The sequence below is a fragment of the Stenotrophomonas sp. YJH_SMC_20 genome, assembly GCF_059367845.1.
Map to the genome: position 1 here is coordinate 1 of NZ_JCAFRG010000015.1, position 14,311 is coordinate 14,311.

Annotated in this window: 9 protein-coding genes; 1 reads left to right on the plus strand and 8 read right to left on the minus strand. The window is 66.2% G+C overall.

Annotation, left to right across the window (positions count from 1 at the left end; translation table 11 throughout):
* A partial coding sequence (locus AC5P6A_RS19640) for a transposase (protein ID WP_332328542.1) occupies nucleotides 1-93 on the minus strand: 93 nt, incomplete at its 3' end.
* Between the two features lie 494 nt (nucleotides 94-587).
* Entirely contained in the window at nucleotides 588-1,562 is a 975-nt protein-coding gene (locus AC5P6A_RS19645; RefSeq protein ID WP_031269982.1) for an RluA family pseudouridine synthase, read from the minus strand.
* A 407-nt stretch (nucleotides 1,563-1,969) separates the two neighbouring features.
* Between AC5P6A_RS19645 and AC5P6A_RS19650 the strand changes: the two genes are divergently transcribed.
* Complete coding sequence (locus AC5P6A_RS19650) at nucleotides 1,970-5,257, plus strand: Rne/Rng family ribonuclease (RefSeq protein WP_180876609.1); 3,288 nt, start codon at nucleotides 1,970-1,972, stop codon at nucleotides 5,255-5,257.
* Nucleotides 5,258-5,374: 117 nt separating this feature from the next.
* Here AC5P6A_RS19650 and AC5P6A_RS19655 read toward each other — a convergent pair whose 3' ends face one another.
* Genes AC5P6A_RS19655 through AC5P6A_RS19680 form a run of 6 tightly spaced genes read right to left on the minus strand, consistent with a single transcriptional unit; the run spans nucleotide 5,375 to nucleotide 14,089 of the window.
* Nucleotides 5,375-6,262 (minus strand): endonuclease/exonuclease/phosphatase family protein, encoded by an 888-nt coding sequence (locus tag AC5P6A_RS19655; protein WP_019660456.1) that lies wholly within the window; start codon nucleotides 6,260-6,262, stop codon nucleotides 5,375-5,377.
* 2 nt (nucleotides 6,263-6,264) lie between these two features.
* Nucleotides 6,265-9,432 (minus strand): discoidin domain-containing protein, encoded by a 3,168-nt coding sequence (locus tag AC5P6A_RS19660; protein WP_180876608.1) that lies wholly within the window; start codon nucleotides 9,430-9,432, stop codon nucleotides 6,265-6,267.
* Entirely contained in the window at nucleotides 9,429-10,265 is an 837-nt protein-coding gene (locus tag AC5P6A_RS19665) for a carbohydrate ABC transporter permease (protein WP_019660458.1), read from the minus strand. The genes AC5P6A_RS19660 and AC5P6A_RS19665 overlap by 4 nt, the downstream gene beginning before the upstream one ends.
* A complete protein-coding gene (locus AC5P6A_RS19670; RefSeq protein WP_005410323.1) occupies nucleotides 10,262-11,143 on the minus strand; it encodes a carbohydrate ABC transporter permease in 882 nt (293 codons plus the stop codon). Before AC5P6A_RS19670 ends, AC5P6A_RS19665 begins: the two co-directional genes overlap by 4 nt.
* The gene (locus AC5P6A_RS19675; protein WP_194445550.1) at nucleotides 11,140-12,516 is read right to left on the minus strand and encodes a sugar ABC transporter substrate-binding protein; all 1,377 of its coding nucleotides are present in this window, start codon (nucleotides 12,514-12,516) and stop codon (nucleotides 11,140-11,142) included. Before AC5P6A_RS19675 ends, AC5P6A_RS19670 begins: the two co-directional genes overlap by 4 nt.
* The gene (locus AC5P6A_RS19680) at nucleotides 12,485-14,089 is read right to left on the minus strand and encodes a glucoamylase family protein (protein WP_019660460.1); all 1,605 of its coding nucleotides are present in this window, start codon (nucleotides 14,087-14,089) and stop codon (nucleotides 12,485-12,487) included. Before AC5P6A_RS19680 ends, AC5P6A_RS19675 begins: the two co-directional genes overlap by 32 nt.
* Nucleotides 14,090-14,311: the final 222 nt, after the last annotated feature.

The window sequence follows — 14,311 nt, forward strand, 5'->3', positions numbered from 1 at the left end:
GCTGTGGCGACGAGCAACGGCTTTGACTGATGTGGACGTCTTGCAGGCCTCTTTGGCGACCTGCAGTTTGAAACGAGCGTCGTATCTGTTCATGTATCCCTCGGGGTTGGATCTGGCGTCCAACTCCCGGGGGGCACTTCACCTTGGGGGCTTGGGCGCGCCATCCATGGCGCTTACACCCCCGCAAACCCACCTCGCCCGGCCTCTGACAGGCTATAGGCGTGCCAGCCGCGCGATGAAAGAATGAAAAAGCGAAGCCCGCGCTGCGCGCGTGAGTCGAGCGTGGCTCGACTCTGCAAGGGCTGCGTGCGGGTATGGGTCTACGCTGCGGCTGTCAGGTCCGCCTTGTAGCGAGCCGAGCACCGCAGGTCCGGCGAGGGCGAAGAGGCGCGGGTGTCTGAGCGCAGCGAGTTCCGCGCCGCCCCTCGGCGGACCGAGGAGCGCAGGGTACCGGCGCGCAGCGCCGGCTCGCGGATGGCGGCGTGTTTCTTTGGTTACTTTCTTTGCACGAGCAAAGAAAGTGACGAGCCCACTCATCGCAGGAAAGCGACGGCGCCGACCAAGCACCCGGCGCCGCCGAACCGCCGTCAGCGCAGGCGGTCCAGCGCCTCAACCAGCTCATCGGCCAGCGGCGCGTTCAGCACGTATGGGCTCTTGCCGTCATCCAGCGCGAACTCCAGCGAAGCCGCGTGCAGAAACAGGCGCTTCAGCCCGATCTGCTCACGAAGCCGCTTGTTCACCGCCGGATCGCCGTACTTGTCGTCACCGGCCACCGGGTGGCCCAGATGCTGGGCGTGCACGCGGATCTGATGGGTGCGGCCAGTCTCGATGCGCACCTCGCAGTACGAATGGCCGCCGCGGCGCTCCAGCACCCGGAAGTGGCTGATCGATTCCTTGCCGATCGCGTTGACCTGCACATGGCGCTCGCCGCCCTGGCGCAGGCCCACGTGCAGCGGCGCGTCCACCGTCATCACGCCATCGGGCATGCGCCCGGCCAGCAGGGTCAGGTAGCGCTTGCGGATGCCAGCGCCATGGTCTTCACGCAGCAGGGCCTGCAGTTCACTCAGCGCCGAGCGCTTCTTGGCCACGATCAGCAGGCCGGAGGTGTCGCGATCCAGCCGATGGACCAGCTCCAGGGTCTGCCCCGGGCGCAGCGCACGCAGGGTCTCGATCGCCCCGAAGCTGATGCCGCTGCCGCCATGACTGGCCACGCCAGAGGGCTTGTTCAGGGCCAGCAGGCGGGCATCCTCGAACACGATGGCCTGCTCCAGGCGGCGCATGAACGCCTCAGGTGGACCGGCCTTGTCTCCCTCCTCGCTGAGACGCACGGGTGGTACACGCACCTCATCGCCCGCCTCCAGCTTGCGCTCGGCCTTGGCGCGACCGCCGTTGACCCGCACCTGGCCACTGCGCACCAGCTTGTAGACCAGGCTGCGCGGGGCCCCCTTCAGCTGGCCGAGCAGGAAGTTGTCCAGGCGCTGGCCGGCGCGGTCGGCGGGAACGGTGATCATGCGCACGGAAGGCTTGTCGCCTGCGGGCTTGGTGGGGTCTTGGGCGGTCATCAGGCTGTTTATTCTGTTACACTCGGGGGGCGAGATAAGGGATTGATTTCGTTGGAAGTTACTCAGGGCCAGAAGCCCAGCTTCCGACGAATCCGGCACAGTGCGCGACCACCGCCCGCGGGGCGGCCATGTTAGCGGCTCACCGGCCTTCCCGGCCATCGCCGGATGCCTGACACGCAACCGTGCTGAACATGTCCCGCGTGGCGCTCCAGCCTGGCTGACAGCTGCCTGCGGCCCTGCAACACCCAAAACCCATAAGAGTGAAGCGCTCCCGCGGCCTGCCGTGGTGTCGTAGCGCTGGAAACCCAAGCCGCCCTCCCCGCGCTTGCGCGAATGGGCGGCGAGCCGTGTCCAGAGGCGAAACCCCATGGCGTTCCGCGCGGTAGCCGCTTGCGAGGAACGCAACAATGAAGCGAATGCTGATCAACGCAACGCAGGCTGAAGAGCTGCGTGTTGCCATCGTGGATGGCCAGTCGTTGTATGACATCGACATCGAGCAGCCGTCGAAGGAACAGAAGAAGTCCAACATCTACAAGGGCCGGATCTTCCGCATCGAGCCCTCGCTGGAAGCGGCCTTCGTCGAATACGGCGGTGGCCGCCATGGCTTCCTGCCGTTGAAGGAAATCTCCCGCGACTACTTCCAGGCCGGCGTCGACCACAACAAGGCCGGCATCCGCGAACTGCTGAAGGAAGGCCAGGAGATCGTCGTCCAGGTCGACAAGGAAGAGCGTGGCAACAAGGGCGCCGCCCTGACCACGTTCATCTCGCTGGCCGGCCGCTACATGGTGCTGATGCCGAACTCGCCCAGCGCCGGTGGTGTGTCCCGCCGCATCGAGGGCGAAGACCGGGCCGCGCTGAAGGACGCGCTGGACAAGCTGAACATTCCCGACGACATGGGCGTGATCATCCGTACCGCCGGCGTCGGCCGCGATGCGGAAGAACTGCAGTGGGACCTGGACTACCTGCTCAACGTCTGGCGCGCCATCGCCGAAGCCGCGCTGAGCAAGCCCGCTCCGTTCCTGATCTACCAGGAGTCGCGCCTGATCGTGCGCGCCCTGCGTGACTACCTGCGCGCCGACATCGGCGAGATCCTGGTGGACACCGAGGAGATGTACGAGCACGCCCGCGAGTTCATGCAGCAGGTGATGCCGCAGACCCTGCGCAAGCTCAAGCACTACAAGGACGACATCCCGCTGTTCAACCGCTTCCAGATCGAGTCGCAGATCGAAGGTGCATACGAGCGCAACGTGCGCCTGCCGTCGGGCGGCTCGATCGTGGTCGACCAGACCGAAGCACTGACCGCGGTCGACGTGAACTCCTCGCGCGCCACCAAGGGCAGCGACATCGAGGACACCGCGTTCCAGACGAACCTGGAAGCGGCTGAGGAAGTGGCCCGCCAGCTGCGCCTGCGCGACCTGGGTGGCCTGGTGGTCATCGATTTCATCGACATGGCCTCCAACAAGCACCAGCGCGAGGTCGAGAACCGCTTGGCCAACGCGCTGAAGTACGACCGGGCCCGCGTCCAGGTCGGCCGCATCTCGCGCTTCGGCCTGCTGGAAATGAGCCGCCAGCGCCTGCGCCCGAGCCTGGGCGAGTCCAGCCAGATCGTCTGCCCGCGCTGTGACGGCCACGGCCGCATGCGCAGCGTCGAGTCGCTGTCGCTGTCGATCATCCGCGTCGCCGAAGAGCATGCGATGAAGGAGAACACCGGGCAGGTGCTGGTGCAGGCCCCCGTGGAGATCGCCAATTACCTGCTGAACGAGAAGCGCAGCGCCCTGCGCGAGATCGAGCAGCGCCACGAGGCGCCGATCGTGATCGTGGCCGACGAGCAGCTGCATACCCCGCACTACACCGTCACCCGCCTGCGCGAGAACGAGTTGGGTGAAGAAAGCAGCAAGCCCAGCTACCAGCGGGGCACCCCGCGCAAGCTGCCGGTGCACGCGCTGACCAAGGGCCAGCTGAACATCCCGCCGCCGGCGGTGACCCAGGTCAAACACACCTCGCCCGCCCCGGTTCGCGAGGAAGTTGAGCCGGCCAAGGCAGCCCCGGCCCCGGTCGCGGTCGCACCGACGGCCCCGGCCCCCAGCGGCGGCGTGATCGGCTGGCTCAAGCGCGTGTTCGGTGGCGAGCCGGCCCCGGCGCCGGCGCCGGCCGCTCCGGCGGCGCGTCAGTCGCAGGACGGTGGCCGCAAGGACCGCAACAAGGATCGCAACAAGGACCGCAAGGACCGTCGCGACGACAGTCGTGGCAATGGCAACGCGCAGCAGCAGAAGGATGGCGGCAACCGCAAGGACCGCGGCGAGCAGCGCAAGGACGGCCGCAACGGCAACAACGGCAATGCGCAGCAGCAGCCGCAGCAGGGCAAGCAGAAGGAGCCGCAGCACAAGGATGGCCAGCAGCAGCCGCAGCAGCAGAACAAGCCGCGCAACGAGCAGCAGGGCCAGAACCAGAACCAGCAGCCGAAGCTGAAGCAGCCCAAGCAGCCGCGCCCGCAGCAGCAGGACGGTGACAAGCCGGCCGAGAAGCCGCAGCGCAATGCCGCCGAAGCAGCTGCCGAAGCCGTGACCGCAGCGGCAGCCGTAGCCGCTACGGCCGTCGCCGCCAACGGGGTGAACGCGCTGGAAGCCACCGCGCCGGTGACGCCGGTTGCTCCGGCACCCGCCGCTCCGGTGGAAGCCGCTGCGTCGGCCGACACCGCTGCCAACGCTGGCAGCGCGGCCGAGGTGACTGCGGTTGCCGGCGAGGAGGCTGCAACCGACACCAATGGCGAGCAGGCAGGCGAAGGCGCAACCCGCCGTCGTCGTGGCCGTCGTGGTGGCCGTCGCCGTCGTCGCGGTGGCACCGAGAATGCCGTCGGCAGCGACGCCCTGGGCGATGACCAGGACGATGGTGATGACGGTGAAGACACCGACGGCGCCGAGCCGAGCGTCAACAACACCGCCGGAACCGCTCCGGTTGCTGCGGTGCAGCCGGTCCGTTCGCAGCCGGAGTTCGACTTCGATGACGAAGTCGAGCCGATCGCCATCGAAGCCGGGAAGCCGGCCCGCGCTGCCGCCGCTGCGGTTTCCGCACCGGTTGCGGTGGTGAGCAGCGCCGTGGTCGAAGTCGCCGCCCCCGTCGCGGCTGAAGCGCAGGCGCCGGCCGAGGCTGCTGCGAAAACTGAAACGGTGTCCTCGCCGGTGCAGACCAGCATGCTCGATGCCATCGACGCTGCGACCCCGGTTCAGCCGGTCGCCGACGCCACTCCGGTGGTGGACGCTGCCGCGCCGGTGATCGAAGCAAAGCCGGTTGTGGCTGAAACGACCGCAGAGGCTGAAGCCGCTCCGGTGATCGAAACGAAGCCGGTCGCGGTCGAGGCCGCGCCGGTCGTGGAATCGAAGCCGCAGGTGGTTGAAGCAACCCCGGTGGTTGAAACCAAGCCGGTGGCCAGTGAGAGTGGCCCGGTGGTGGAGGCCGCCCCGGCCGTTGAAGCCACGCCGGTCGTCGAGACTGCGCCGATCGTGGAACAGCCGGTCGCGCCGGTGGCGGTGGAAGCCGCGCCGATCGAGGCCGCTGCCCCGGTCGCCGAAGCCGTGGTGACGCCGTCGATCGATCCGGTCGCCGATGGCCATGCCGACGCCGCAGCGCAGGCTGCAGAAGCCAGGGCCGATGAAGAAGACGAAGAGGCCGCCAAGCGCACGCCTCCGTCGAACTGATCGCGCCTTGATAGCGTGAAAACGAAACGGCGGGGATCAATGATCCCCGCCGTTTTTGTTTGTGCGTCGGGCCAAACCGTGCCCACCAAGGTTGGCACCTACCCAAGCGTGCCTGCGTCAGGGTTTCGGCGCGAACTGCAGGCGGGTCCACACGCCGTAGTGGTCCGAGGCCCAGCGACCGCTGTCATCGGGCTGGTCGAACAGGATCTTCGCCTCGCGTGCGACCATCTCGTCCTGCTGGAAGAAGATGTGGTCGATCCGCGACGGCGCCTGGTAATAGTGACGGTTGAGCGTACTGACCGCGGACAGATCGGTGTTGACATGCACGCTGCCGTAGCTGTCGCCGTAGTGGCTGCGCAGCTCGCTCAGGTCGCCGGCATCCACCAGTGCATTGAAGTCGCCGGCGATCACCACCGGTGCACCGGCCGAGGTTGCAGTGATGAAGCGCAGCAGGTCTTCGACCTGGGTGCGACGGATGCGCTGCCCGTTCTCGTCGCTGCGCTCGTTCAGATGCGTGGCGTAGATGTTTACCGGCGTGCCGTCGACGTCGATGCGCAGGTGGGCCACGGTGCGGTAGTCGTCCAGCGGCTGCAGCAGATGATCGCCCTGAGCGAGGATCGGCCGCCGGGTCAGCAGCGCATTGCCGTAGCGCTTGGGTGCCGCGACCGGATCGGTGGACACGAACACATACCTGTAGCCGAGTTGGCCGGCCAGCCATTGCGCCTGGTTTCGCACGTTGCGGCGCTGGATCACTTCCTGCAGGGCAACCGCATCCGGCTGCAGGCGCTTGAGCTCGGCCAGGATGGTGCGGCGCCGGCTCGGCCAGTCTTCGCGGTCGTGGTGCAGGTTGAAGGTGACCATGCTCATGCCCGGCGCGCTGGCAACGTCGGGCGCCACAGTCGTGCCAGCCGGTTCAGCCGCCATCATCACGCCCGGCAATGCCATTGCAATGGCCAGCCCCAGGGCGCGCACCGACGTGCGCACCTTCGCCCGCTGCTGCTTCATCGTTACTGCCCCTTGCGTTCGGCGCGGCGCACTGCGCTCGGCACGTCGATCTCGATCCGCGCCGGCAGCTGGTGCACGTGCAGTTCTCTGTTGATCCACTGGGCCGCTTCACCGTTGATGCTCGCCTCGCCCGGGTCGCCAGCATACGGCCACGGCAGCACCACACCACCGACCGGCGGCACCAGGCCCGGTTGCACCTCCAGCACCAGCTGCTTGTCGCTGCGCTGCAGGCGGTAGTTCAACTTCCCCTGCGGCGTGCGCAGGCCCTGCACGGCAATGCCCTCGCCCTGCAGCCACGCGGTCGGCACGCCGGCGGCCAGTACCAGCGCATCGTCCAGATCACGGTTGTAAGCGAACATGTCCAACGCAGAGCGCACGAAGTCCGAAGCCACCCAGGCGTGCGGCAGGTCACCGACGAAGAACGGCTTGCGCGGCGTGCGCGAGACCACTTCGGCCCACTGGTTCCAGGCCTGTGGCGCGCGGTCCCTGAAGAAGAACTCGGTGGCCTGCCAGGCGCGGTCGCGCCAGCCCAGGCGCACGAACGCTGCCACGTTGCGCCATTCGTACGGGGTGTAATCCTTCCACTCGCGCTTGCCATCGCGACGGGCAACGAACTCGTTCCAGTAGCGCTCGAAGGTCGCCTCCAGCGCCTGCTGCGGCAGCCGGCCCTGCTCGCCGCCGGGGGCAAGCGCGATCGTGGTGGAGGTCGCGTCGAAGTCGCCCAGCTCGGCCGAGCCCGGCAGGTAATCGATCTTGTGCTGCTGCATCGCCGACAGCAGCGAGGCCTGCAGGTCAGCACGGAACTGGTCGCGCGATTCGGCGATCTGCATCGCCTCGACCTTGCCCAGCTGGGTCGCCAGCAGCGCCGCGTCCTTGTAGCCGCGCAGTGCCCAGAAGTTGTCCCAGTAGGAATGCATCGGCTTGGCCGAATAGCCTTCATGGCTGATCGAGGCCGGCATCATCCCGTAGAACGCCGGGTTGCGCGCGCGGTTTTCCTCGGTGCGCTCGCTGGCGCGCAGCTGCTCCATGTAGTTGTAGGCGCCCTGCACGTGCGGCCACATCAGCTCGGTGAACGTGCTGTCGCCGGTGTAGCGCCCATACTCGGCGATGCTGTAGATCAACTCGCCATGGCTGTCGTTCTCCGGCACCGGGTCGCTGCCGCGCGCGTCGACGCAGCACGGCACCTTGCCGTTTTCGAACTGGTACGGCGCATACCAGTTGATGTAATCGCGCACCGCATCACTGCGCCCCATGCGCAGCAGGCCCTCGGAGATCATCGCGCCGTCGCGGATCCAGCTGCGCGCATACGACCGCGTGCCCGGCTGCAGGCGCGGTCCGACACGCGAGATCAGCATGTGCGCCACCGCCGTGCGCAGGGTGTCGACCAGTGGCTGGCCTGCAGCAGGCACCTGCAGCGAAACCACGCCCAGCTTCTTCCGCCATTGCTCGGCCACCTGCGCCTGCGCCTTGGCCACATCCAGCGCCTGCGGCGCCCAGCCACCGGTCTGTGGCAGCACCACCGCCACCTCACGGTTCTGCCCGGGCTCCAGCCTGATCGTGTACACCAGCGCACCCGACGCCATGCCGGTGCTGTCCTTCACCGCCGTGGTCGCCGGGTACGTGCCGCTTTCCAGATGCATCGCATCGAGCTTGCCATCGAACGTACTGGCAAAGCGCGCGTCCGGTACCTGCAGCGGATAGATCCGCGGCTCACCGTTAACCCGAACCAGCTGCTCACCTACATCCAGGGCATCAATCCGGCTGAAGCCTCCGACGGTATTAAGGAACTGGGTGGGCGGATTGACCTGCCACGGCCGTATCGCCAGTGCCAGGGTGTATTCGTGCGCGACCTTGTCCGGATTGCTCAGCCGGTAGCGGCCGATCAGCTGCGCACGCTCGGGCGTGCCCTGCACGAAACCGGTCACCGAGAGTCCGGCCTTCTCATGCACCCAGTCGACGGTGGCGATCGGCAGGTAGTGATCCTGCAGCGACTGGGTGATAGCCACTTTCGACCAGTCCAGCAGCTTGCCGTCCAAACGGATGAACGGCTCGATGCTGAAGCTGCCCTTGGCCGGCTCCAGCGCGCCATCTTCGCTGATCAGCGCCTGCTCCTGGCCACCATCGAGGCCGAGCAGGGTCCAGTAGGGCTGTTCGCCCACATACGCGCGCGGCAACGAACCGCGCGGCAGATCGGCGGCTACCGAGGACAGGAAGGCATTGGGCGTGGCGGCGAACGCCAGCGGCTTGAGTGCGATGTCACGGATGCCATAGCGCCAGTTCGGGCCATCGCGCAGATCGAAACGCACGTAGCGCGCGTCGGTATCCGGCAGGGCAAGCCAGTCGCGGCCACCGGCACCGCTGGTCACTTCGCGCACGATGCGCCAATCCCGGCCATCCTCGGACGTCCGCACGGTGTAGCGATTGGCTTCCAGGTTCGGCAGCCAATCGATCACGACACCGCCGATCTCGCGGCTCTTGTGCAGGTCCAGGCTGATGGTCTGCTGCTTGACGCCACCGCTGATCCAGAACGTGTCGCTCTTGCCGTCGATCATGCGGTCCTGCAGCGCGGTGGCGGTATCGGCAATCACCGACGGCACCAGCGCCGAATCATCCTGCGGTGGCAGCCCCTGCAGGGTCAGCCTGTCGAAGCATACGGTGCCGCGGCCGCCGACCTTGCTGTAAATCGTGAACTCGACGGCGGCGCTGCGCGCCATCTCCTTCTCGGGCGAGGGGCCCCACGCCTTGTCGATCTGGCGGCGGCGGTACTCGACCGGCGTCCAGCCCTTGGGGAAACTGTAGCCGGGACGATTGACCCACCAGACGTTGTCACCGCTGGCATCGATCAACTTGAACTGCAGGTCGTTGCCCGGTGAATCACCGCGCAACTGGAAGCCGAAACGGTAATTGACCGGGTATTCGATGTTCAGCGCGCGGCGGATGCCGACGTAGCCGGAGACATCGTGGAAGTCATAGTCCAGGCACAGCGCGCGGCCGCCGCCAGCGCCACTGACCGGGCGCAGCGAACCGCTGACCTGGTCGGACAACACCAGCTTCCAGGCCGCGACGTCGTCGAAGTCGTCCAGCACCTTCGGTGCCGGCAGCGCCGGTGGCGCGGCGATCGCCAGGGAGGTCCACAGCAGGCCCAGTCCAACGGCGATCGCTCGCTTCATCCCTTGACGCTCCCCAGCAACAGACCTTGGATGTAGTACCGCTGCAGCACCAGGAACAGCGCCAGCACCGGGACCACGGTGACCACCGCGCCGGCCATCATCATTTCCACGTCCATGATGTGCTCGCGCGAGAGGGTGGCCAGCGCCACCGGCAAAGTGTAGTGCTCCTGATCGGTCAACACGATCAGCGGCCACATGAAATCGTTCCATGCGCCCATGAAGGTGAAGATCGCCAGGGTCACCAGCACCGGCTTGAGCATCGGCAGCACGATCTGGAAGAAGATGCGCAGCTCCCCTGCCCCGTCGATACGGGCCGCTTCCAGCAATTCGTCCGGAATCGAACGCGCGTACTGGCGCACCAGGAAGATGCCGAACACGCTGGCCAGCGCCGGCACGATCACGCCGCCGAAGCTGTTGACCAGGCCCAGCTGCTTCATCAGCAGGAACAGCGGCAGCATCGCCACCTGCGCTGGAATCACCAGCGCCGCCATCAGCACCTGGAACAGGCGCTCGCGCCCGACGAAGTTGAGCTTGGCGAACGCATAGCCGGCCATGGTGTTGAGCAACAGCGAGCCAAAGGTGATCGCCAGCGAGACGAGCAGGCTGTTGGCGAAGTTGCCACCCATGCCGGTACGCGCGAACAACTCATGGTAGTTGTGCGTGGTGATGCTCGAAGGCAGCAGCGGCGGCGGGAAATGGCTGGCCTCGCCCTGCGGCATGAACGAGACCGAGAGCATCCACAGCAGCGGTGCCAGGCTGACCAGGGCCAGCACCAGCAACGCGCCATTGATCATCCACGGGTACCAGCGCGACTGACCGATTTCACGACTCATACCAACTGCCTCTTGCGGCCGAAACGCAGCATCACGGTGGTCACCGCCAGGATGATCAGGAACAGCAGGAACGCCACCGCGGAGGCGCGTCCCAGGTTCCACCACTTGAAGCCTTCCTCGAACATGAAATACAGCACGCTGACGGTGCTCTGCAGCGGGTCGCCGCGGGTCATGACATACGGCTCGGCGAACAGCTGGAAGTAGCCGGACACGGTAATCACGCCGACCACCAGCAGCACCGGGCCGAGCATCGGCAGGGTGATGTGCAGGAACTGCTTCCAGCGCGAGGCACCGTCGATGCGCGCAGCCTCGTACAGGTCATGCGGGATCGCCTGCAGGCCGGCCAGGAAGATCACCATGTTGTAGCCGAAGTTCTTCCACACCGCGAACAGCATGATGGTCGGCATCGCCCAGTTGGGATCGCCCAGCCAGTCGATCGGGCTGATGCCCAGGTGGCCCAGGCCGTAGTTCACCAGGCCGTAGCTGGTGTGGAACAGGTAACGCCAGATCACCGCCACCGCCACCAGCGTGGTCACCACCGGCGCGAACAGCGCGGTGCGGAACAGCGCCTTGAAGCGCGCGGCCGGCGCGTTGAGCAGCATCGCCGCGCCCAGCGACACGCCGATCGACAATGGCACCCCGATCAGCACGAAGTAGGTGGTGTTCCACAGCGACTTCCAGAACATCGGTGTCTGCAGCAGGTCGATGTAGTTGCCGAGGCCGACAAACCGCAGGTTGCTGCTGTCAGCCAGGGCATACAGGTCGAAGTCGGTCACGCTCAGCGCCAGCGCCGAAGCCACCGGCAGGCCGAAGAACACGCCCAGCACGATCAACGAGGGCCCGGCGAAGATCCAGCCGGCAAGCGAAGTACGTTTCATTGCGCGCTCCCGGCGGCTACGGCACTGCTGGACTGCGACGACGGTGCGCGCTGCTGCAGGCGTTGTTGTTCATGCATCCAGCGGCGCTTGGCCAGCACCTTGTCCACGCGCTGGTCCAGTTCTTCCACGGCCTTGTCCTGCGGCAGGCCACCGCGCACCACCTTCTCGGTGACGATGCGCATTTCCTGCACGATGCGCTCCCATTCGAGCACCTTCGGCGTCGGCTTGACCCGCTCCAGCTGGTCACGGAATGCCGCTGCCAGCGGATCGTTGGCCAGCGACGGTGCGTTCCAGGTACTGCGGCGCGGCGGCAGGTCGCCGATGATCGAATGGAAACGCGCCTGGATCTGCGGCCGCGACAGGAACTCGATCAGCTTCCACGACGCTTCCTTCTGCTGCGACTTGCGGAAGATCACCAGGCTGGTGCCACCGGCGATGCCGGCGCCGGGGCCGTCCGGACCCGGTAGCGCCGCGGTGCCCCACTGCCCTTCCAGTTCCTTTGGCTGCAGCTTCTTGAACTCGCGGATGTTCCAGGGGCCGGAGATGTAGAACACGTTGAAGCCGCGGAAGAACTCGTCCCAGACGTTGGAGATCTGCGTCTCGGACATCTTCGGCGCCCAGCCCTGCTCGAACATGTTGGCGTAGAAGGCCAGCGTGCGGCGGAACCCCGGGCTGGCGAAATTGCCGCGGGTGTCATCGTCGCGCAGCAGCGGATCGGGTTGCTGCAGTGCCAAGGACAACTGCTGCTCGAACTCATTGATCGGCATCAGCACCGCATAGCGGTTCGGCCCCTGCATGCGCTTGATCGCCGCCATCTGCTCGTCCCACTCGGCCCAGGTACGCGGCGGGTGGTCGTAGCCGGCCTTGGCCAGCAGGTCCTTGCGGTAGTAGATCAGGCGTGTATCGACGTACCACGGCACGCCCACCAGCTCGCCGTGGATCACGTTGGTATCCCAGATGCCCTGGAAGTAATCTTTCGGATCGACCACAGTGGAGCGCTGCACGAACGGCTGCAGCGGGGTCAATGCATCGAGTTCGGCGAACTCCGGCACCCAGGTATTGCCGAGCTGGCACACGTCCGGCAGGCCATCGGCGGCGAACGCGGTCAGCAGCTTTTCGTGCGCTGCCGTCCACGGGATGTTCTGCACATCCACCTTGATGCCGGGATTTTCGGCCTCGAACTCGTGGATCAGCTCGCTGACCACCTCGGCTTCGCGACCCATCGCCCAGAAGCGCACGGTGGTGGTTCCAGGCTCGGTGCGGGCGCAGCCGGCCACGGCCAAAGCGGCCAGGGCGGGCAGCGCCCAGCGGCGCAGGCGGTCGATCCAGTTCGGCACCGGGTTACTTCCCCTGCCCTGTGTTGCGGTTGGCATTGTTTTTCTGTTCCTGCGCGGCAGCCGCGCGTGATTCGGCGATACCCACCGCGCGTGCCGCCGCGGCCTTTTCGTCCTTCTGCAGCTCCAGCGGCTGGAACGCGCCTTCCGGCGCCAGCCAGCCACCGCTGAACCCTGCCCGCTCCAGTCCCTTGCGGATGTAGGGGTTCTTCTTCATCACCTCCCACACGAAATCGTTGCGGTAGTTGGCGATCATGGTCAGGATCGGTCCCTGGTCGATGGCGATGTAATCGCTGGCGACCCAGCCGCGATCCGGCACCAGGCGGCCGGTCTTGATCGGGATGTCGTAGTTGAAGCTGGGGTTGAATGAATCCAGGAAGCCGTAGCTGGAATAGATGTAGTCGCCGTAGCGCTTGTGCATTTCCAGCGTGGCCGGGATCACCTGCTCCGGCGCAAACACCACCGAGGCGATCGCAGCAGTCGGGGCAATGGTGCCGTCATCGAAATTCTCGCGCAGCCCAGCGCCGCGCGAGGAGTAATGGCGGAACTGGCGCTGCTCGCCGCGGTACTCCTGCGTGGTGTTCTGCGGGCCATCGCTGGCGGTCAGGCCCCACACATTCTCGCCATACTCCTTCCACTGCATCGGGTTGGCGATGGCGTATTCGCGCTGGGCCAGCGCAGCCGAGCGGCTGTTGAGGAAATAAGTGCTGCCGCGCTCGCGCATGTATGCGTCCTGGATATCGCGGAAGTCGATCCAGACGTGGCTGTACTGGTGGCCGAACAGCGGGCCGAAGGACAGGTATTCCTGGCCCTGGTAAACGCCCCAGTCGTTGTCGTAGGTGCGCGTCCACACCGTCCACGCATCCGGGCTGACCGGGTGCGTGGGCGACCCCAGGGCAAGGATGTAGACCATCATCGCCTCGTTGTAGCCCATCCAGTCGTGGTCGATGAAGCCGCTCTCGGGGAACCAGCCCATCGAGATCAGCGGCGCACGCTGCTGCAGCCACGGCCAGTCCACCTTCTTGTACAAGGTGTCGGCGATCTGGCGGATCTCCTTCTCGCGCGGATCATCGCCGTCGTAGTACGACTGCGCGAACAGCACGCCCATCATCAGCAGTGCGGTATCCACCGAGGACAGCTCGACCCAGCTGTCGTAGCGACGGCCTTCCTGCATGTCCAGGAAGTGGTAGTAGAAGCCCTTGTAGCCGGCCTTGCCGGTGCGCTGCGGGCCCATCGGCACATCGCGGAAGAACTTCAGCGTGGTCAGCGTGCGGTCGATGGCCTGGTTGCGGCTGACCCAGCCGTTTTCTATGCCGATCGGATAGGCAGTCAACGCGAAACCGACCGAGGCGATGCTGGCGAACGGCCGTGACGGGTAGCGGTCCGGGGTCAGGCCGTTCACTTCGTTGGTGGTGTCCCAGAAGAACTGGAAGGTGCGGCGTTCGATGTCATCGAACAGCGGCGGAAGCTCCGGCTTCATCGGCCGCGGCGGTGCGTCGGCCTCGATCAGGATCACCGGCGGGCGGGGCTTGGCAGGTTCCTGCTGGGCCGGCTGGCAGGCGGCCACGGCCAGGCTCAGCGCTGCGGCGGACAACAGATGGCGTGCCTGCATGGCGCGGTTCCTCCGGTGGTCTGATCGATGGGAAAGCATAACGTCCAATGATCTGAAATCGTTTACAAGGTGCGTTCTTAAAAAACCACGAAAAACGTGGCTTGACACCGCGATCATTGCCCACGCCGCTGCCCCCTGGCCGGCAGCGGCGTGGGCAATGGACCGGCACAGGGCCGGCCATTGCCGTTTTGAACGATGCCGCCAGCGAGCCGGCGGCATCGG